Genomic DNA, 21,479 nt, shown 5'->3' with positions numbered 1-21,479 from the left:
TTTCAAACTGAATTCTACCTAAACTGTTTCCAAGCAATACCGTCACCGTTCTTGGATTTAAGAATCCAGCGTTACTGTCAGGTTCATTTGCAGGAATACTCTACTCCGCATTACATCTTTTTTACACTCTTCATGCTTTTCCACAAATCGCGATTAGTTGTTTTAACTTGGTAAGTTCAGTCTCATGGTTTATCATGGGCTTAAGTAGTTTTTTCCCGGCTGAAACTCTCATGCGAATTAGCATCAGTCTATTTGTGTTTCTACTGACTTTTCTTCTGAGTTGGTTTTCTGCAGCGCAAAACTCAAAGCCAATAGTACGCTCCAACCGTGTGCAGTTTAATCGAGATATCAGGCCCATTTTGAGTGAACATTGTTTCGCCTGTCATGGGCCGGATCAGAACAAACGTAAGGGAAAATTGCGACTTGATCAGCGTGATTCAGCGATAACCAGAAAAGCTATTGTGCCTGGTGATTTGTCGAAAAGTCATCTGATTGAACGAATTTTTTCGGAAGATCGAGATGAAATAATGCCTCCTCTTGAATCCCATAAGCCTCTTTCTGTCAAACAAAAAGAGTTATTGAAACTATGGATTGAGCAGGGAGCAGAATATCAGGCCCATTGGTCATATGTAATCCCAACTCGTCCACAACTTCCTTCTATCCAAAACAAAGATTGGGCAAAAAATCCGATTGATGTATTCATTCTGGCTGCATTAGAAGCAAAAGGAATCAAGCCTTCAGATGAAGCTGATCGATCATCATTATTCAGACGTATAAGTCTGGATATTACCGGCCTACCTCCTACATGGGATGAAGTGCAGGCAATTCAGAATGGGGATGATTCCTGGTATGAAAAAACGGTAGACCGTTTACTGGCTTCGCAGCACTATGGCGAACGGATGGCAGTGAATTGGCTAGATCTAGTTCGTTTTGCAGATACCGTCGGTTATCATGGCGATCAAAACCAGCGTATTTTCCCCTATCGAGATTATGTAATCCAGGCATTCAATTCCAATATGCCTTTTGATCAGTTCACCAGAGAGCAATTGGCAGGGGACCTGTTACCACAACCTACAGTGAATCAACGAATAGCAACAGGTTTTAATCGTCTCAACATGATGACCCGTGAAGGTGGCGCTCAGCCTGCTGAATATCTGGCAAAATATGCAGCAGATCGTGTTCGTACTGTTGCAGGAACCTGGCTAGGTTCAACCATAGGTTGTGCTGAATGTCATGATCATAAGTACGATCCATACACCATGAAAGATTTTTATTCACTGGCAGCCTACTTCAGTGACTTGAAACAATGGGGAGTCTACCAGGATTACGATTACACTCCCAACCCCGACTTGAAAGGATGGAGCAACGATCATCCGTTTCCTCCAGAAATAGAAGTGGAAAACGACTATCTGAAACAACGAATGAAAAAACTGATCGAGAAAATGGAGCAAATTGCGAAAGAGAGTTTTGATTCCCAGTTGGGGGCAGGAAAGGAGCAAACTTCTGCAATAAATCAACTTGCTCGCTGGAAGAGGCAGATTACCAGCCAAAGCCAACAACAACATGAACTTAGCACATCGGTGACCGTGTCATTTAGCGACTTGCCTCCACTATCGAAGACGAATGCAAGTAAGTTTCCTGCAAAACAGAAAAGCGAGACAAAGCAGGGAGAAGAAAATTCACAAGAGATTGCTGAAGTTCAGAGAGATGGTTCAATTCTAGTGAAAGGTCCAATCAATAAGGCTCCCACAGTGAGTTTGGTATTGAAACCTGGTTGGCTGTCAGCTGTTCGTGTTGATCTGCTGCCAGTTGAGCAATCCTCAAAATCATTGAGCATTTTTCGAGACAAGTCAACGAACATCACCTTCAGACCGACTTTCTACCTTAAAAAAAGTGGCGAAGAGAAGCTGGTTCCGATCTCCATTCGATTTGCTGAAGCAAATCTGAAAGAAAACATTTATCGGAATGGTCATGATGTTGTCGGGATCAAGGACGGATGGCGAACCTTGTCAGGCAATCGCAATCAGTTGCATAAGAGTATCTGGTGGCTTGATCAGCCTCTCGAGTCAGTAGAGGGTGATTCTTTAGTGATCAAATTTCCAACCAGTTTACTGGCACGAATCCGAGTCGCAACTACTGGCGATGTTCCACTTAGTTTAGTCAGCCATCATTCACTTTCGGAAACTTTGCAGTTTCTTCGTTCGACCGGTTGGAATAAATCTGCATTTGCGCAGATCAAGGAACTGGAAAAAAAGTTCCACGAATGCAGAAATGGGAAAGCCATGACTATGGTTTCTGAAGCGTTGGAAAAACCTGTTACAACTCGTATTCTTCCCCGAGGCAATTTCCTTGATCAATCAGGGTCAATAGTCTCAGCATCACCTCCAGAATTCTTAACCTCAAAGGTTGTTGGAACCAGCAGGTTGGACCTGGCGAACTGGCTCACTTCTCCAGAAAATCCCTTGGCTGCAAGAGTTTTTGTTAATCGATTATGGAAACAATTTTTTGGCAATGGACTAAGCAATCAGTTGGATGATTTTGGTGCTCAAGGAGAGTGGCCTACTCATCCAGAGTTGCTTGATTGGTTAGCGGTGGAATTTCGTGAATCAGGCTGGAATATTAAACATCTGCTGAAACTGATGGTCATGTCCAGCACGTATCGTCAATCTGCAGTCACACGAGGAGAAAGCAAGGAAATTGATCCGCAGAATCGATTACTTTCGTTCCAGAACCCAAGGCGGCTGGAAGCAGAATTTATTCGCGATCAGGCACTCGCAGTCTCCGGTCTATTGAACAAAGAACTGGGTGGGCCAAGTGTATTTCCTTACCAGCCTGAAGGATATTATGCGTTGCTTCAGTTTCCTGACCGAAACTACGTCGCCTCTCGCGATGATCGCCAGTATCGGCGAGGGCTCTATACCCATTGGCAACGTATGTTTCTTCAGCCTATGATGTCGAATTTCGACGCTCCTTCTCGGGAGGAATGTACTGCCAATAGAGTTCAATCTAATACGCCTCAGCAGGCACTGACCCTGTTGAATGATCCAAGTTTTGTTGAAGCTGCACGAATACTGGCTCAAACGATCTGGCATAGCTCCAAAGACGATATTCAGAGAATTCGCTTCACTTTCAACAGAGTGTTGGCCCGAAATCCCAAACCTGCTGAATTGGATGCGATGAAAAACATGATTGCTATGCAACGCAGTCACTATGCTGACAAATCAAAAGAAGCTGAAAAACTGACTTCGGTGGGTTTGGCTTCTCATGATGATCGAATTGACAAGCGAGAACTGGCTGCATGGATGCAACTGATGCGTGTTGTTTTGAATTTGCATGAAACGGTCACGCGATATTAATCAAGCAGGAACTCAAACACAAATTCAAACCAGAGAAATAGAGTTAATTCAATTTCACTCAAGCGCTAAGTTTGAAATGAATGAGTTGAGTCGACTTTAACTCGCCAGCAACATCCACAGCTCTGCAAAATGACGATGGTGAAATGGTTCGAATCAAGTGTCGCAATCTCGCAGTAGAACGGTGTATGCCGGCATAAGTACGCCAACGACTCAGACATGGCAAAGGTAACCTGACTTGTCCCGGATCAAACTCCCATGGGTGAAAATAAAGCATCGATACAGAAGGTTCATGATATCGATTCAGGAATAGTCCAGTTTGCATGATTGATAACGGGAACAGCCTGAAATACCCTCCTCCTGCTACAGGAAGATTTTTCAAGGGTGTACGTAAAGTTAGTGGTGGTATTTCCAGTAATTTACATGTCGAATCCTGGCCTGAACACCAGAAGGGAACTGTTGGAGCGTGAGGTACTCCATAACGATCATGGCTCACTGGGAAAATAGATGAATCATATTGAAATCCAGCTTCGACTAGTGCATCGATTGCCCAGGCTGTTCGGGGTACAATGCTGAAAGTCGGAGCACGATAGCCATAAATTGGTGAGCCGATAATCTGCTCGAGAGAGTCTTTGGATTGTTGAATATCGGATCGAAAGGCAGCTGGATTCAGCTTCAATACAGATTGATGATCCCATCCATGAGATGCGATTTCATGACCTGCCTGATGAATTTCTCTGATTAACCCTGGAGAAGACTTGGCCAACTCTCCAACAATGAAAAAGGTTGCTGGTGCATTCGCTTCGTTAAGTAGTTCAAGCAATGATCTCGTTGCATTTTCAGCACGCTGACGATAAACGTTCTTGACACTTGGACTGCAGTCTAAATGCGATGCAGCTTCGATCCGAAAATGTTCTTCAACATCGAAACTAAGTATGGTTCTGGGGCATTCATTAGATCGCAATTACGTCACCTTAAAGCCTTGATACGAACCGCGAAATTCTGGTATAACTTACTGCCTCGACCACCTATTTGCAAAATAATTGCAAATCCATGAGTTTCGCATGATTCAAGTTCAAGTAAATCATGTCAATTACAGCAGGTAATGCTTGAATTGTCGCAATTGTTTGTTACCATAGGATTTATAAGAGATCGCCCATCTCTGCCAACCAGATTAACATCGTGATGGGCACCCCCAATGCACAGTATAGCCTTAAAGTGTTTTTCAGTCGTAAGTTACGATATTTTAAGACGGGTGACTGCTTGAGGCCTGCGCAACACACAGACGTAGCATCATTGAGAGACAACAATGCCTCGATTGCAGTTAGAACCTTATCTGTCTAAGGATAGCCTTTTCACCGATATTTCCGAGAAGGTCGATTCCAGTCGAGGCTGGTGGGTATTGTATACCAAGCCACGGGCAGAAAAATCGCTTGCGAGGAAGTTGAATCAGCAAGGCAAGGATTTCTTTCTCCCAATTCATGAATTCAGAACCCTACGAAAGAATCGAGTTCTGAAATCGTATTTACCATTGTTTCCCGGATATGTTTTTATTCATGGTAGTGATGAGGATCGAGTCCAGTCACTGAAGACGAACATGATCATAGCCTGTATACCGGTGATCGATCAAGTGTCACTGCATCATGATCTCCATGCAGTACATCGACTCATCCAGTCTGGTGAAGTAATGACACCGGAAAAACAGTTAATGCCGGGGCAAACGGTGGAAATACTGCACGGTTCATTGCAGGGAATGACCGGTAAAATCATTCGTAAGAACAATAAGGAAATGTTCGTCGTGGAAGTTCGCATGCTGCAGCGTGGAGTTTCTGTGCAGATTGAGTCCTGGATGATCGGAGCAGTTACTCCAAATGTACGATTGGGCTAACGATCAATGCAAAACTGAGTGATAAGACTCAGTAGAATTTGCAAGGAATTACATGATGCCAGGAAGGCAAAAAAGGTGGTACTTAAAAGGGGGCAGGTCACCCCACGGTCACGGAGTGCGCGCACGTGTTACCCAAAAATGTTGAAGCAAGCAGTTTAAATGTGAAGCAGGACTTGTCCAGGACTGCGATTGCATTGCTTGCAGTATTATTTCTAACAGCACTGATCTGGAGTTACTGGACGACATTGACCGCCATGGCCTATAAGTGGTGGAACGATCCCCAGTATTCCCAAGGGTATCTCGTTCCCTTTTTCTCCTTGGTTATCTTATACTTGCGAAGAGATCGTCTTGAAAAAATCACTGCAACATTGGATCCGCGCGGGCTGATACTAGTTATTTTAGGAATGCTGATACATGTTGCCTGCGGGTTTATCAATCAGGACTGGATAGATGGTATTTCGTTAATGATAGTAATAGCAGGATTGTTCTGGCTGTTCGGTGGATGGTCGATTATGTGGTGGGCATTGCCAGCAGTTATGTTCCTGATCTTCATGATTCCATTACCCCACAGCGTGGAAACCGGTTTAGCATATCCACTTCAGCGGATAGCTACTATTGGCAGTCTTTTTCTGATACAAGCTTCCGGAATACCTGCGGTGGCAGAAGGAAATGTGATTTTTCTTTCTCAATCACGTATCGGCGTCATGGAAGCCTGCAGTGGCTTGAGCATGTTGCTGATCTTCTTTGCGTTGGCTGCTGCGATGGTAGTTATTTATCGACCACCTATTCTTGATACGGTTATAATCATTCTGAGTGCCATTCCCATAGCAATCATTGTCAACATTCTAAGGATAACCGCGACTGGAATTGCACAGGAATGGTTTGGTGAAGAAGCTGCGGAAAAGATATTTCACGACTGGGCTGGCTGGCTTATGATGCCAGTTGCGTTGGGTTTCCTCGCACTGGAAATATGGTTGCTGCGAAAACTGGTTCCAGTGCAGGATGTTTCAACGCACAAACATGCTGGTGCAGCCAGCATACAGGCAACCAGAAAAAGATTGATTGGCAGACGTTGATGGACTTAATTGTGACTGTATCGAAGTAGTCATGAAGTAATCATCAGGAAGTGAGATAGCATCTTATGGCCAACACATCCAATACATCGCCGATAACTACAGTTCAATCTGTTAACGGAAATAGTACTTTCCAAAACAGCAAACTCAAGCGTAACTCCAAAAAAGTAAATGTCTGGATATTGCTGCAGGCTTTAAAGAGAAGATGGTTTCAGGCAGGTGTGGTTGCCATCTTACTCGCTGTGCTCGCAGCTACGATTCTCTGGTTCGTAGTCCCCTATACGCAACCATCCGTTTATGCTCGAATCAGGATTCTGGATCGAGTAGGTGGAAGCTGGCAGGAACATCCAGATCCACCATTACAGAGGCAAACCCAGGTCGCATTGATTAAAAATCCAGTGTTCATGAGTTCAGTACTTAAAAACTCGGATGTAGCTAAACTTTCGGTCATCAAAGAGCAACCAGACCCCGAAGACTGGTTGATGAAAGAGTTAAAAGTGGAATTTCCATTCGGTCCGGAAGTTATGCAATTTTCGATGTCGGGCGATAAACCACATGAACTGAAAATTCTGGTTAATAACATTCGAGAAGTGTATTTACGTGATTTTGGTAGCGAAACAAAAAAAGAGAGAATGGATCGACTAACCAGATTAACTCGATTTGACGATATGGCCAAAACAGAAATTGACGTGCTTAGAGAAAAAATGCGAAAAAATGCAGATGCAGGCAAAGATGTAAACACCGAAACAGTGTTACTTAGGCAAAAGCTAACTCTCGAATTGCAGGAAGCTACCAAGAAGGAAATAATAAGAGCAGAGTCAGAATTAAGGCATTATCGAAATGATTTAAAAATCTTCTCCGATAACAAACAGCAGGCACTGGATACTTCGAGCAAGTACTTCGATGAAGTTCTTAACAACCATCCTCAGCTCATGCCACTTAAACAACAGCAAGCCAATTTGCAGGAATTACTTGATCGAACTATTAAAGCCGCACCTACGAATATTCGAGTTAAACAACTGCAGGATGAATTGGTTTCCATACAAAAGCAGATTGATGAGAAAAAAACACAGCTTCGACCATCCTTGGTGACAGAGATTCAGTCAAAGACACAGGCAGAGCGAACTGCAATACTCGATAATATCAAATTCAAAATAAAACAGCTGGAGGAAGCATTAAAAACCCTGCGAGCAGATCTGGCTGAATATGTCAAGGTTTCAATGGAATTAAATACGAATTCTGTCAATGTTGAAGAAGATAAACAGAAAATAGGAACCTTGGAATCAATTCGAGCAAAGTTGTCAGCTACTGTGGAAAATCTCAAGGCGGAACTTGATACACCGGAACGAATCAGGAAAATGGGGGATCCAATGATCTCCACAGCAGATCGGTATTCAAATAAAATACGTTTCTCCATTCTTGGGTCAGTTATTGCTTTTGGGCTAGGGTTACTTCTTATCGCATTCCTGGAAAGCCGGACGCATCGAGTATCTTCCCCTGATGAAATTGAAGATCATTTTGGAATGAATGTGGTAGGCATGGTTCCCGCACCGCCAAAGCGACTGAGCTTGGGATTTAAGCCTAAAGAAGATGATGAAGAAGTCTGGCAAACGATTCTCACAGAATCAGTCGATTCATTCAGGACTCAATTGATTCATACTGCCAAGAAGAACTCATTGCAGATCATCATGGTCTGCAGTGCAGATAGTGGCGAAGGAAAAACTTCCTTGGCCTGTCACCTGGCACTTTCCCTGGCTCGTTCCGGACAGAAGACGCTATTAGTCGATGCTGATTTACGTAACCCTACGGCTCATGAATTATTTGAAATGCCCCTTGAGCCAGGACTGAGTGAATTAATCCGTGAACTGGTGCCTGTTCAAGATTCACTTCACCGAACGACTTCACCTGGGCTTTGGTTGCTCCCCGCTGGAAAATGCAATACTCGTGTCATCGAGTTGCTCGCTCAGGAAGTGATGACCAACATCTTTAGTGAACTGAGAGCGGAGTTTGATTTTATCATCGTTGACACCAGTCCCATCCTTCCCGTTGCTGATCCCTTGCTGGTCGCTCAGCATGCTGACGGTGTGATCTTCTCGATGATGCATCAGGTCAGTCGTATCAGTTCAGTCAGGGAAGCAATAGATAAACTGAATGCTCTAAATATCCACACTCTAGGTGCAGTCATGAACGGAACACAAGCCTATCGCGGCTATAGTCAACGCAAATATGCGTACCGCAATTTAAATAATTGATTTAACGGAAGAAAGGCATTCCATGTATCGCATCATTCTGACAATCCTAGCGGCGGGTATCATTCTCGGCGCAGGCTACTATCAGGGCAAATTAGTCAATCGATGGGGCGAATCCCAGGAAATGACTAAAGGCATGTCCAGAATCGCACAACTGCCAGAAACTATAGGTGACTGGTCCAGTCAATCCATGGAACTCAATGCCAAGCAATTGCAGATCGCTGAAGTAAACAGTTACCTTTCTCGAGTGTACACGAACAAGAAAAATGGTGAAAAAGTAAGCGTACTTCTAATTGGTGGAAGGCCAGGGCCGATCGCAGTACATTCTCCTGATGTCTGTTATCAGGGTGCCGGGTACAAGATGGGAACCAGGCTATTACAAGCGATTCCAGGTGTTCATGAGGGCCGCCCGCCGGAATTCTGGGTTGCTAAGTTCACCAAAGAGCCTGTTCCTGCACCACTGCATATCATGTGGGCCTGGAGTGCCGGTGGCCTGTTTATCGCACCAGATTCTCCCAGGCTGGTTTTCTACCGCGAACCATTCCTGTACAAGCTCTACATCATCCGCGAAGCTAAATCTCTCGATGCGCCACTCGTGGATGAAACGATGCAGCAGTTCTTGAAAGAGTTCTATCCTGCTTTGGAAAAGACGCTGCATGGTCAATCAGAGAAATCAGACAAACAGTAACCGACAGCAGTGCCTCACCTTCCCAGCATCCTGTATGTGACGCATCGGGTACCTTACCCGCCTGATAAAGGCGATCGCATTCGCACTTATCATACGCTTCGCTATCTGTCCACCAGATATAAGGTGCTTCTTGCATGCCTGGCTGATGAGCCAGTCCCCGATTCTACTCAACAGGTTTTGCATTCACTTTGTCAACAGGTTGCAATCATCCCGGCAGACCGCTTCAAACGCTGGGGGCGTATGGGCTGGTCTATTTTGACAGGCGGTGTAACTTCCATCAGTGCTTTTCATTCCCAGGTATTGCAAGCCCTCATTCAGCATTGGTCGCACAACTTGGAATTTGATCTGACCCTGGTTTCCTCATCAGCCATGGCGCCCTATATCGCGATCCCGGAATTGCGAAACACCCCGCGTGTGGTTGATCTGGTTGATGTCGATAGTGAAAAATGGAACAACTATGCAGTGTCTTCCTTCTTTCCCAAAAGCTTTGTTTTTCAACGTGAAGGGAAGGCGTTACGGCAATACGAAAGAATGCTCGCCAAGACCTCCGATGCACTTTTGCTGGTCAGCGATGCGGAAAGTGATTTATTTCGATCCTTGGTGCCTGACGCACCTGTTCACACCATCAGTAACGGAGTAGACCTCGAGTATTTTCATCCTTCCCATGACGAAGTTCGACCAAACCACTGCGTGTTTGTCGGGGCGCTGGATTACCTTCCCAATATTGATGCGGTATGCTGGTTCGCTCAAGAGGTTTGGCCTGAAGTCACAAGAAAATGCCCGGGTGCAACCTTCTCTATCGTGGGGCGAAAACCTGCACCACGTGTTCTGGCACTTGCATCGATTGCGGGTATCGAAGTAGTAGGACAGGTTGCCGATGTGCGTCCGCATGTGCACCGGTCTTCCGTGGTAATAGCACCGCTAAGAATTGCCCGAGGCCTGCAGAACAAGGTGCTCGAAGCGATGGCTATGGGAAAACCAGTGCTCTCCAGCCCCGCTGCCCTGGCTGGCTTACACCAGCATGTTCCCAACCCGGCACAGTGTGTCACTACGAACAGTGAATGGGTCAGCCGACTTTTGCAATTATTCAACAAACCTGACCTCTGTCAACAATTGGGACAATCTGGTCGGGATTATGTGGAATCCTGGTATTCCTGGGATCGCTGTCTGCAGCCTTTACACGAACTTTTTGTGAAAATCATGCAAAAACCTGTGCAATCTGGAAAAACACAGCCATTAAGCCTTGGTGCACCTGCATCGTAAGCTATCCTGTCATTGAAATGTCTCGGGTATCCGATCTCCATGAAAAGAAAAACGATACCTGACGATCCATCAAGGTGTTCATACTCACAGGCAGGCCTTGAAGTTTGCAGCACGAAACCACAACACGCATGAGCTCAACGTTCGCTACACATTCTGATAGTTCGGTGCCTTTCACGCCAAGGGTAGAAGCCCCGCCGAAACCGCTTGAAAGCAATCCAAGCGATCAATTGGTGATTACCCGCATTGAACCCAGCCACGGTTTCAGTCTGCGTGATCTGGTTCAACTCTGGCGCTATCGCGAACTCTGGTTCTTCCTGGGCTGGCGCGACGTCGCGGTACGATACAAGCAGTCTGTACTCGGCGTCATGTGGGCCATCATTCAGCCCCTGTCCACCATGCTGGTCTTTGCAGCTTTCCTGGGCAGACTTGGCGGCCTGAACACCGGTATTCAGGATTATGCACTTTTCGTTTTCGCAGGCGTCATGCCCTGGACATTTTTCTCCAACGCCATCATCGCCGCGGGCAACAGTGTCGTAGGCAACGAACGACTGATCACCAAGATCTATTTTCCGCGACTGCTAGTACCTCTCTCCTCCATGATGGCGCCTTTTTTCGATTTCCTCGTCTCCATCGGGCTCCTCGTGGTGCTCATGTTCTGGTACCAGGTGGCTCCCGGTTGGAATCTGCTCCTATTCCCCTTTCTTGTTTTCATGCTCACCGTGGCTGCAACGGGTGTAGGCTTATTCCTCAGCGCCCTCATCGTTGCCCAGCGTGATTTCAAATTCGTGCTGAACTTCGGTGTACAGCTATGGATGTTTGCAACTCCTTGCATTTACCTCAGTCCCAATATTTTCGGTCCACTCGCTTCCAACTGGCTTCCGCTGAATCCTGCCTATGGCCTCATTCTCAACATCCGGGCGACACTGCTTAACGGCACCATCGACTGGTATGCCCTGGGTACCTCGTCTGCGGTCAGCATTATCATGCTGATCATCGGGCTCTTCTACTTCCGCCGCGTCGAACGAACCTTTGCTGACGTCATCTAATGAAACCTGCGATCTCCGTCCATAACATCTCGAAACAGTATCGTCTCGGGCTGGCTCCCAGCAAGGATAACAACCTGACCGAGAACATGCGCCTGATGGCACGCAATGCCTGGGACAAAGTTCGCCGACTGGCTACACCCAAGCGGGCCATTCGGCAGGAAGAATCATTCTGGGCACTGAAAGACGTCTCCTTCGATGTCATGCCCGGCGAAGTCGTAGGCATCATCGGCCGCAATGGTGCAGGCAAAAGTACACTTCTGAAAGTTCTTAGCCACATAGTCGAACCCACCGCAGGCTATGCCGATATCCGTGGCCGCATGGGTTCACTCCTCGAAGTTGGCACCGGCTTCCACCCAGAACTGACTGGTCGGGAGAACATCTATTTGAACGGTGCCATTCTGGGAATGAAGCGAGAAGAGATCACCCGTAAGTTCGATGAGATCGTTGCCTTTGCGGAGGTCGAAAAGTTCCTCGATACTCCGGTCAAACGCTATTCCAGCGGCATGTATGTGCGATTGGCCTTTTCGGTTGCAGCCCACCTGGAACCTGAGATTCTCATTGTCGATGAAGTGCTGGCAGTTGGGGATCAATCGTTTCAGAACAAATGCCTTGGCCGCATGCGTGATATCAGTCGCGATGGTCGTACCGTGGTCATCGTCAGTCACCAGATGGCATCACTCAAACATCTCTGTACCAAAGCTATCTGCTTCAAAAAAGGCAGAGTGGCATTCAGTGGGGATGCAAAAAATGTCATTGACCACTATCAACGACTGAATCGAACAGAGTACGCAGAACAAACCACCGATTTGCGGGAGATTGAAACAGATCGGCGTGAGCGCATCCTTTTCCAATCGGTATATCTGCTGAATGATCAACAGCAAGCCGTGGAATCCATCGCTTTGGGTGATACGCTGCGGATTAAAATACATATCGATCCGAAAGGAAAGCTCGAATCTCCCAAAGTGGGAATCGGCATCGACGATATGTTGGGACAAAGGCTGTTGACGGTGCACACCCCTGCTTCGCAGGATGTCACCAGTACGATACAAAGCAAATGTGCGGTAGTTTGCGAGATTCCGAATTTCCCTCTCGCGCCGGGCGATTATTCAATGAAACTGGCTTTGACCGATCGCAACTGCGAGGTCGATGCAGTCGAGCATGCCATGCTGTTTACCGTTCAGGATGCTGAACAGTTTGGCGAGGGCAGGGTGTTTCATCGCGGCGTGTGTATCGCACCATCCGTGTGGTCCGTTAAACCTTCAGGTAATTAATTTGATGCCATCCATTCAGGGCATAGTCTGGCGTGGCATTAAGCCGGTAGTCAAGCCATGGATGATGTCTCGCTTCTGCAAAGGTAATCTTCCATCCTTCAGTTGGACTGCCTGGAAAAAACTGAGTAGAGATTTCTGGTACAGCCTCGATCATCACCTGATCCAACCAGGTGAAAACCTGGCCGCTGAGGAAATTCAGAACAGGCATGTTTTGCAAAACATCATAACCAGAGTAGATCTGGAAAATGCATGGGCTGCTTCACCTGCAACCATTCTGTTTATCTGGAGACAGTTACAGCTCAAACAGCCCAAAACCATTGTCGAAATGGGCTCAGGCGTATCAACACGGCTCTTTTCGTTCTTCGCAAAACAACAGGAACTCAAGGGCAGAGATGTTCCCCGCATTTATTCTTTCGATCATGATGAACACTGGCTGCACTTGACCGAAAACAGGCTGAAGGAATGTGGACTGAATCAATTCGTTAAACTTACGTATGCTCCGTTGTCTCCTTTTACCTGGAATGGCCACCCAGATACCTGTTATGAAATTCCATCTGGAATCCTCATTGAACTGGACAGATCGATAGACTTCTTCATGATCGACGGCCCGCCCAAAGATGTTGGCAGGTCTGGTACATTACCTCGTTTATCGAATCATCTTGCGTCTGGTGCGCGTATCTTCCTGGATGATGCACGTCGCCCGGGTGAAATTGCCGCTGTCGATCTGTGGATGAATGAGTACTCAGGTTTCATGTCACAAGTGCGTGGCCGCCCAACAATTCGCGGCATGATTGATTTTCAATGGCAACTAGCCTGATCAAGTTACCCCATGTCTAATCCCACCGTCTCAGTCGTCATCCCCTGTTATAACGGAGCGAAGTTTCTGCGCGAAACGCTCGACTCTGTCTTGGCCCAGACCTATCCGGTACTGGAAGTACTGGTGATCGACGATGGCTCAACAGATGATTCCGCCGCGATTGCCGAGTCGTATGGTTCACCCATCCGTGTGATCCGCCAACCCAACCAGGGAGAATCCGTAGCCCGCAACCGGGGAATTGACGAAGCTATAGGGGATTGGATAGCATTTCTCGATGCGGATGATACTTGGTTACCAGATAAGAATAGAAAACAGCTTGAGGCCATAACCCGAACGGACGCAAGAGTATCTGTAACATGGTTCCATTATTTTGGTGCACAGAATGGGGTGCCAGATATCCATCCTGCTCAACTGCAGAAGCAGATCAGGATTAGCGATTTGCTTTTTAATTATGTGCTGAACATGTCATCAGCATTGGTAAAAAATGGCATCGAAACCCGATTTCCTACATGGACCAAACATGGTGAAGATAGAATTTTTATGATCGATATTCTACTCCGATATCCAGGGGCAATGGAATTTCTGCCCGAGAATCTGGTAGGCTATCGCAAACATTCAACGCAACAAACAAGTCAGACGCGTTTTGTAGTCGATGGAACGAATTCGATGTTGAAGTGGCTGAAACAGAATCCGTTGCTTTCCCAAGATGATCTATCGGAATGCGAAAAACAGATCATTACAGTACTGACCGAGAGAGCTCAGGCATTGAAGTATAAACGAAACTGGGAAGGTTATTGGCAGGTGAGAAGACATCTCGAATCAATTGATAATGACAAGAAGTCAAATCCTGTGTGCAGGGAGATTATTCTTCCTCCATGGATTTATCAGTTGAAAGATATGTTTGATAGACGTTCAAAACCATCACAAATAGCTAATTAACAGGCAAGCTGTGAACGTCATGATTTCAATTGTTATACCAAGCTTTCGTCGCGGGGCGAAGATCGAGAAGACGCTTCGATCTATCGAAGCGCAAGCATTGCAGCCCGACGAGGTCATCGTTGTCAACGATGGTGGCTTTTTCGAAACCACCCAGTACGTTCATGAACATTTTCCAAAAGTAACTGTTCTGGATATCGCGCACGGTGGAGCAGCCATTGCGAGAAACACCGGCGTGAAGGCTGCCCGTAATGCCATCGTTGCACTGATTGACGATGATGACACGCTGCGTCCTGAAGGGCTGAAGCTACTTTATGAGACCCTGACAACTTTCCCTGAAGCCCGAGCTGCACACGGTGATAACAGTTTCACTCACCTGGGAACGGGTGAACATCGCGAACGAAATAATCGCGACATACCTGCATTGTCTGAGAAACTGGCCAGGATAACGCCTCTGAAATCGCAGGCACGAGCAAAGCTCTTTGGAAAGAATCTCTACTATGCCATGCTCAAGGGAAATCTGATTCAGCAGCCGTGGATGTTTTATCGTGATATTTATCTAGAGGTGGGGGGCTTTCAATCAGGATTAGTCTCGGCAGATGATTGGGACTTATATCTGCGAATTACTCGCAAGTATCCGGTGGCCTTAACGAATGAACTCATTGGACATCAGTATGCAGAGCCGGGAAGGCCTCATCTTACCACTGATCCGCGTCAGCGGCAGGGACAGATGGAAGCAGCGAGACGGCAACTTGTTCTTGCGGGGTGGGCAGATTTCCGTGCAGTGATATCGCTACGCAAGACTCTGGGAGGCCATCACAAGGCACTGGGTGATGATCACTTGCAGGAGAGCCCTTCAGATGCCTGGCAGGAATACTGGCAATCATGGCTATACTGGCCATTTGATACGATGGTTGCATTGCGAACCTTACTGATACTTCCGTTACGAGTGGCTGCTCACAGGATCAGCAGAAGTCCCAAGCCAGTTAAGCAAGGTCCAGCAAGCTAGAAAATGTAATGCGTAACTACGTCAAAAAGCTATTGCATAGTCCCCGATGGCAGTTTCTCAAACCTGTTCTGGGGCCTTACGTTCTGGCCGGCTCACCTGATAATCAATGGTTAAGAATCGTTCTCAACAAGGAAACACAACGCATCGTTGACTCACTGGAGCCTGGGAAACTAAAGGCACTAGAGATTTCGGGTGAGAATTGGAACAGACCGGGGTACTTCAAAGAATACCGATCAGTGGAGTATCCGGAGTTTGACATTACGAAGGATGTTCTCGACGAGCAGTTTGATCTGATCATCGCTGAGCAAGTGTTTGAACATCTGTTGTGGCCTTATCGGGCTGCAAAGAATGTCTTTCAAATGTTAAACGAAGGTGGGGCATTTTTTATAAGTACGCCTTTCTTAATTCGTATCCACCATCACCCGGTAGATTGTAGCCGCTGGACTGAGACTGGTCTCAAGCACTTCCTGGCAGAGGCTGGATTTGAATTAGATAAAATTGAAACTGGTTCATGGGGAAATCGCGCCTGCATCAAGGCGAACCTTGATCATTGGCAGATTTATCAGCCTCAGCGCCATTCACTGCAAAATGAACCAGATTATCCGGTAGTCGTTTGGGCCTTGGCACGAAGATAAACTCAATCATCATTCCAAAGCGGACAGGAGTAATCGTTGAATTCGGACAGGAAGCAGGAGCTATCACAACATTATGGCTCAGATTTTTACCAGAAGGAAAACAGACATTCTCAGTCATCTGCGCAGGTGATTGTCCCATTGATTATGGAGTTGCTTGCTCCTTCCAGTGTTATTGACATCGGCTGTGGGCAAGGCGAATGGCTCTCTGAGTTCGCAAAGACAGGTGTGGAGATATTTGGTGTAGATGGTCCGCATATTCAGGAAACTCAGTTGCTGATCCCGAAAGATAAATTTCAGCAATTTGACTTATCGAAGAGTTATTCCACGAATCAAAAATACAGCTTGGCCATATCTTTGGAGGTGGGAGAACATCTGCCGGAGAATATATCTCAAGAGTATGTGAATTCTCTGACCCGTCTTGCTCCAGCCGTCGTTTTCTCAGCAGCATTGCCGGGGCAGGGTGGAGTCAATCATGTGAATGAGCAATGGCCCTGGTATTGGAAGTCTCTCTTCGAAAAGCAGGGTTATGTACGACTTGATCCGTTTCGCCATCGAATTTGGCACAATCCGAAGGTAGCCTTCTATTATCAACAGAACTTGTTCTTATACGTCGACCCGAAGCATCATCACAAGCTGATTAGTGAATCGGTTGTTGAAGATAAGTATTCGGAATTAACATTGATAAAAACGACACTATTACAGGATATGACAGCAGACAGTACCTTGTTGCGAGCCTGGAAGAAAACAAAAAGAATGATTGGTTTAAGTTAATCATGAGTTCGACAATGCTCTCCGTCATTATCCCCACCTACAATCGAGCCTGTTATGTGCTCGATTGCATGACGGCGTTGCAGCGAAGTGGGGTTGCTGATCTGGAAATCATTGTTGCTGATGATGGTTCAACGGATGACACGCGGGAAGTGGTGAGCCGGGTTGATCCCCGTGCGAAATATCACTGGCAGGCCAATACGGGCACACCTTCGACAGCCCGCAATGCTGGATTTACCTTAAGCACTGGAAAGTATGTAGCGTTTCTTGATTGTGATGATGGCTGGCTTCCCGATGCCCCACGAAAAGCAGTGGAATTACTTGAGCGCTATCCCGAAGTAGATATTCTGTTTGCAGATGCAAAGATGGGGAACCTGACACAGGGTTTTGTTTCCTGGATTGAGGAAGCAGGGCAGCAGGCCTTTTTCGATTTGCCTCATCGTGAACCGGAATCGGGGTTTCGCATTCTGGAGCGACGGCCTTTACTACGGCGAATGGCAGTTCGTAACCCTGTTTTCATCGGCGCCTGCATACTTCGCCGAGAAGTCTTTGAAAAGAGTGGAGGCTTTCTGCCTCGCTTGCGCGGAGCAGCAGACTGGGATTTATGGCTGCGGCTGGCAACGCGGCACACCTATGGGTTTATGAGTGAGCCTATGGCGATCTATACCAGGCACGATGACAACATGTCGAGTAATATGGATCACATGAGCGAAGAGTTTTGCGATGCATTAGCCAACACGCTGGCTCTGGATTCATTGGAAAAAGAGGATCGAGAGCATATTCGTCAGCGATTGCTGCATCACCGGTTTGGTTATGCTTATATGGCGTATGATCGAGGCGATACGAGGGAAGCACGGAAACGCTTTCGCCAGGCGATTCATGCAGGCGACTGGAGCCCCCGAACGCTGGCACTGGCCACGACCTGCATGCTGCCTGCCTGGGCTGTATCGCGATTGAGAAACATCAAGAGAAAAGTCTCGTAATGCAACCCTGGCTCGTCATCGTCAATTACAACGGCTGGGAAGATACCATCAAGTGTCTTCATTCAGTGGAGCCATTGATTTCGCAGTGTCAGACAGTGCTGGTGGACAATGCCTCCAATGACGATCGTTGTGACGAGATGCGGAAGCAGTTTCCATGGTGCCATGTTGTGCGTGAGGCAGAGAATGGCGGCTGGGCCGGGGGAAATAATGCTGGATTGAAATATGCATTGGAGCGTGACGCTCAATGGGTGGTGTTGCTGAATAATGATACCACGGTTGATGCAAGGATTATTAATCAACTGCAGCAGGCGATTCGAGAGAATCCTGAATATGGCATCATCGGGCCGGTGATTAATCACATGCATCAGCCTGATGAAGTAATGACCGATGGCTGTCGGTTCAATCGGCCGGGTTGTCCCGGCTTTTTCCAGCGTTTGGAGGTTCCTGTTGATGCACAGGCGCCTTTGCAGATGACCGAAGTAGATATTGTCAACGGTTGTTGTCTGGCAGTTTCCCATGCAGTATGTGAGAAGATCGGGCTGGTGGATGAATCGTTTTTCCTCATCCATGAAGAATCAGATTTCTGTTTGCGGGCACGCGAAGCGGGGTATAAATGTGGTGTCTTTAATCGTTCGCTGGTACTGCACAAAGGTTCCAGCAGCTTTAAGCGTACGGGGCAGCGAACCCAGCGGTATTACGACTCACGCAATCTGCGGCTGTTGCTTCGGAAACACCTGGGCAAGCATCGCGAAGGGCGTGGAACTCTGAGTTCCTATCGTCACTATTTCAATTATCTGTACTACCGCTATGATCTGGAATGCGAAAATGGTAGTCATGAAGCTGCATCCGCGGTGTTGGATGGCTTATATGATGGGCTTACTGGCCGATATGGGCCATATCAGGTGAAACGCAGGCGTTGGGGCATCAGCATTTTGAAGTGTCTATTTGAGTTTCGACGGGCCGTGACAGGCTGGCTGTCGCCAAGCGTGAAGGAGTCACCCAGCAGTGCGACTGCTCTTCGTTAAGGAACAGATGTCGTGGCCTCGTTCCAGCGGCCATGATGTGCATTCCTATTACAGCATGCAGGCCCTGGTGAAACAGGGCCATGTTGTTGGACTGGTTACACTTCGAGAAATCAATCCGCAGGCAATTGCAGGATGTGGCTTAGCTGAAACATGGTGTCTCAACAAGGAGCAATTGACCAAAGATTCTCCACTGCTGTTGAATGCATCGCAGGAGAAATTCCGCAACTACTGGGGGATTGAAAAGAAGAACATTGTTCGCATTGGTGAGATTGCGAAAGAGTTTCAGACGGATGCAGTGGTGGTCGTCGGGTTAAATGTATTGCCTTATTTGGGAGCTGTGGATCAGGCATTGCGAATCTGGTATGCCGGTGATGAGTGGGTTTGGCATCATCTCTCGCAAGTGAAATGGTTACGTCCCTCCACCTGGGGAGAACTCAAGCAGGCACTGGTGAAAGGATTGTATGAACGTGCATATGCACCATTCCTTGATCGTGCCTGGATGGTTTCACAGGCTGATGAGAAGGCCATTCATCGCATTGCAAAAATCAAAGCGGTTGATGTGCTGCCCAACGGTGTGGATACGGATCATTTCAAGCCAATGGATGTTCCACAACAGCCACGCTCGTGTACCTTCTGGGGCAGACTGGATTTCGGGCCGAACATTCAGGCATTGGAATGGTTTTGTCAAAAAATCTGGCCTGCAGTCAGGCAGGCAGTCAAAGATGCGAACTTTACTATCTATGGTTTCATGCCAACTGATCCTGTTAAGCGACTGGTAATTGCTGCACAGGGAATTGAGTTAAAAGCCGATCTGCCTGATCTACGTGAAGAGATCGCAAAACATGAACTGGTAGTGTTGCCTTTTGTCAGCGGGGGTGGCATTAAGAATAAATTGCTGGAAGCCAGTGCGATGGGGAAGGCAATCGTCTGTACGCCTCGAACAACGGAAGGATTGAGTACAGGATCTTCCGTACGTATTGCATCAACGCCGCAAGAATGGTTGCAGGTCATTCAGTCGTTATGGAATAGTTCAGCTGAACGTAACCATTTGGGACAGGAAGCGCGTCGTTGGGTGAAGCAGGAACACACGTGGGATGCAGTTGCAAGCAAAGCAGTGCAGGGGATCGAAGAATCGATCAGGATGCGTAAGTCAGCATGAAGCAGATGTTTTTCATGGTCCCAACCATGGCAATTGGGACTTTGGGAAGTTTTTTCTCACACCCTTATCAGGGTGTGTTGATTTATTATTTGTATGCAGTTCTCAGGCCGCAATTTATCTGGCAATGGTCATTGCCGTTGGTGGCCTGGTCTTTTTATGTTTCACTCTGTGCCATCTTAGCCACTATCGCCTGGCGAATAGGCATTCTTGATTTTGATGGTGATGAGAACAAGCTATCGAACAATATAGGACACTATTCGGTTTTTGCCTTTGCAACGTGGATCAGCTTGACGTACTTTACCGCGAGGCATCCAGAAGTTTCATATCCGTTTTTCATTGAATACCTGAAGATGTTTACCATGTTTATTGTTGCACGATATGCAATAGCATATTTACAGCATGTATGGTTTATCTATTTATCGATTACAATAACATTGTGTTACATTGCTTATGAAGTAAACGAAATTTACTTATCGTTAGGTTACTTATATGTTTATCGTCGAGGATACGGTGGGCTGGATAATAACGGCGCTGCATTGATGCTGGCCATGGGAGTTCCGCTCTGCCTGTATGCATGGGATGGGATAAGACACTGGGTACGATGGGGGTTCTTGTTGTTCATTCCCGTTATTATTCATGCAGTGCTGACATCTTATTCCAGAGGGGCAATGCTCGCTACCGTACTATGCATTCCATTGTTTTACATGCGATGCAGAAGTAAAAAGCAATTGGCCATCATTCTGCTTGGGATTGCGGCAATTATGCCTTTTCTAGCTGGTAAGGAAATTCAGGAACGTTTTTTTTCAATACAGCAACATGATATTGATGAAAGCGCTAATAGCAGAAGGAAGAGTTGGTCAATTGCAATACAGATGGCGACTGAATCGCCCATTGTTGGTTTTGGTATTCGTAATTCAAATCTTTATACCTATGCATACGGTGCTGATATGGAGGGTCGAACCATTCATTCGCAATGGCTTCAGACAGCTGCTGACAGTGGATATGTTGCACTAGGACTGTACTTAGTATGTTATGTCGGGATGTATCTTTGTTGCCGACGAGTACGTAAAGCGCTTGGAAAACGGGATGACTACGATGCCAGGCGTGCCAGAATAATCGTTAACGGGTGCGAAGGAGCCTTAGTCCTTTTCGCCATTGGAGCCACATTCTTATCATTGGAGAATTTTGAATTACCTTACATCCTTTTTCTTTTAGCAGCACAAATCTGGTCAATTTGCCAGGCAACTAACTCATTCACTGATGCTGGTCAGGCAGGTCAGGCAATTGATGAACAATCACAGTGTGAACAGCATTGA

Annotated in this window: 18 protein-coding genes; 17 read left to right on the top strand and 1 reads right to left on the bottom strand. The window is 46.8% G+C overall.

Annotation, left to right across the window (positions count from 1 at the left end; all coding sequences use genetic code 11):
- Window positions 1–194 precede the first annotated feature (194 nt).
- Window positions 195–3,356 carry a PSD1 domain-containing protein gene (locus tag JNJ77_03145; protein ID MBL8821557.1) on the top strand — a complete coding sequence of 1,054 codons (3,162 nt, stop codon included), beginning with the start codon at window positions 195–197 and terminating at the stop codon, window positions 3,354–3,356.
- A gap of 58 nt (window positions 3,357–3,414) precedes the next feature.
- On the opposite strand, the gene JNJ77_03140 is transcribed toward JNJ77_03145, so the two are convergent.
- The gene (locus tag JNJ77_03140) at window positions 3,415–4,290 is read right to left on the bottom strand and encodes a polysaccharide deacetylase family protein (GenBank protein MBL8821556.1); all 876 of its coding nucleotides are present in this window, start codon (window positions 4,288–4,290) and stop codon (window positions 3,415–3,417) included.
- A gap of 372 nt (window positions 4,291–4,662) precedes the next feature.
- Between JNJ77_03140 and JNJ77_03135 the strand changes: the two genes are divergently transcribed.
- The 16 genes from JNJ77_03135 to JNJ77_03060 all read left to right on the top strand — a co-directional run bounded on the left by JNJ77_03135 (window position 4,663) and on the right by JNJ77_03060 (window position 21,479).
- Entirely contained in the window at window positions 4,663–5,241 is a 579-nt protein-coding gene (locus JNJ77_03135) for a UpxY family transcription antiterminator (GenBank protein MBL8821555.1), read from the top strand.
- A 125-nt stretch (window positions 5,242–5,366) separates the two neighbouring features.
- Entirely contained in the window at window positions 5,367–6,317 is a 951-nt protein-coding gene (locus tag JNJ77_03130) for an exosortase/archaeosortase family protein (GenBank protein ID MBL8821554.1), read from the top strand.
- 65 nt (window positions 6,318–6,382) lie between these two features.
- Window positions 6,383–8,566: a polysaccharide biosynthesis tyrosine autokinase gene (locus JNJ77_03125; GenBank protein MBL8821553.1), complete on the top strand. Its 2,184-nt coding sequence runs from the start codon at window positions 6,383–6,385 to the stop codon at window positions 8,564–8,566.
- A 22-nt stretch (window positions 8,567–8,588) separates the two neighbouring features.
- Window positions 8,589–9,251: an exosortase-associated EpsI family protein gene (locus tag JNJ77_03120; protein MBL8821552.1), complete on the top strand. Its 663-nt coding sequence runs from the start codon at window positions 8,589–8,591 to the stop codon at window positions 9,249–9,251.
- 36 nt (window positions 9,252–9,287) lie between these two features.
- The gene (locus JNJ77_03115) at window positions 9,288–10,514 is read left to right on the top strand and encodes a TIGR03087 family PEP-CTERM/XrtA system glycosyltransferase (protein MBL8821551.1); all 1,227 of its coding nucleotides are present in this window, start codon (window positions 9,288–9,290) and stop codon (window positions 10,512–10,514) included.
- Between the two features lie 128 nt (window positions 10,515–10,642).
- A complete protein-coding gene (locus JNJ77_03110; protein MBL8821550.1) occupies window positions 10,643–11,560 on the top strand; it encodes an ABC transporter permease in 918 nt (305 codons plus the stop codon).
- On the top strand, window positions 11,560–12,831 hold the full coding sequence (locus tag JNJ77_03105; GenBank protein ID MBL8821549.1) for an ABC transporter ATP-binding protein: 1,272 nt from the start codon (window positions 11,560–11,562) through the stop codon (window positions 12,829–12,831). The genes JNJ77_03110 and JNJ77_03105 overlap by 1 nt, the downstream gene beginning before the upstream one ends.
- Before the next feature lie 4 nt (window positions 12,832–12,835).
- A complete protein-coding gene (locus JNJ77_03100; GenBank protein ID MBL8821548.1) occupies window positions 12,836–13,648 on the top strand; it encodes a class I SAM-dependent methyltransferase in 813 nt (270 codons plus the stop codon).
- Window positions 13,649–13,660: 12 nt separating this feature from the next.
- Window positions 13,661–14,587, top strand: coding sequence for a glycosyltransferase family 2 protein (locus JNJ77_03095; protein ID MBL8821547.1), 927 nt, complete (start codon window positions 13,661–13,663; stop codon window positions 14,585–14,587).
- 19 nt (window positions 14,588–14,606) lie between these two features.
- Window positions 14,607–15,593, top strand: coding sequence for a glycosyltransferase family 2 protein (locus JNJ77_03090; GenBank protein MBL8821546.1), 987 nt, complete (start codon window positions 14,607–14,609; stop codon window positions 15,591–15,593).
- Window positions 15,594–15,601: 8 nt separating this feature from the next.
- Window positions 15,602–16,228 carry a methyltransferase domain-containing protein gene (locus tag JNJ77_03085; protein ID MBL8821545.1) on the top strand — a complete coding sequence of 209 codons (627 nt, stop codon included), beginning with the start codon at window positions 15,602–15,604 and terminating at the stop codon, window positions 16,226–16,228.
- 36 nt (window positions 16,229–16,264) lie between these two features.
- Complete coding sequence (locus JNJ77_03080; GenBank protein ID MBL8821544.1) at window positions 16,265–16,999, top strand: class I SAM-dependent methyltransferase; 735 nt, start codon at window positions 16,265–16,267, stop codon at window positions 16,997–16,999.
- Between the two features lie 2 nt (window positions 17,000–17,001).
- Window positions 17,002–17,979, top strand: coding sequence for a glycosyltransferase (locus tag JNJ77_03075; protein ID MBL8821543.1), 978 nt, complete (start codon window positions 17,002–17,004; stop codon window positions 17,977–17,979).
- Window positions 17,979–19,004: a glycosyltransferase family 2 protein gene (locus JNJ77_03070; GenBank protein MBL8821542.1), complete on the top strand. Its 1,026-nt coding sequence runs from the start codon at window positions 17,979–17,981 to the stop codon at window positions 19,002–19,004. The genes JNJ77_03075 and JNJ77_03070 overlap by 1 nt, the downstream gene beginning before the upstream one ends.
- Window positions 18,985–20,163 carry a glycosyltransferase gene (locus JNJ77_03065; protein MBL8821541.1) on the top strand — a complete coding sequence of 393 codons (1,179 nt, stop codon included), beginning with the start codon at window positions 18,985–18,987 and terminating at the stop codon, window positions 20,161–20,163. The genes JNJ77_03070 and JNJ77_03065 overlap by 20 nt, the downstream gene beginning before the upstream one ends.
- The gene (locus JNJ77_03060; GenBank protein MBL8821540.1) at window positions 20,160–21,479 is read left to right on the top strand and encodes an O-antigen ligase family protein; all 1,320 of its coding nucleotides are present in this window, start codon (window positions 20,160–20,162) and stop codon (window positions 21,477–21,479) included. Before JNJ77_03065 ends, JNJ77_03060 begins: the two co-directional genes overlap by 4 nt.

Source organism: Planctomycetia bacterium (genome assembly GCA_016795155.1).
Classification (GTDB): Bacteria; Planctomycetota; Planctomycetia; order Gemmatales; family HRBIN36; genus JAEUIE01.
This window is presented reverse-complemented; position numbering and strand designations above follow the sequence as displayed.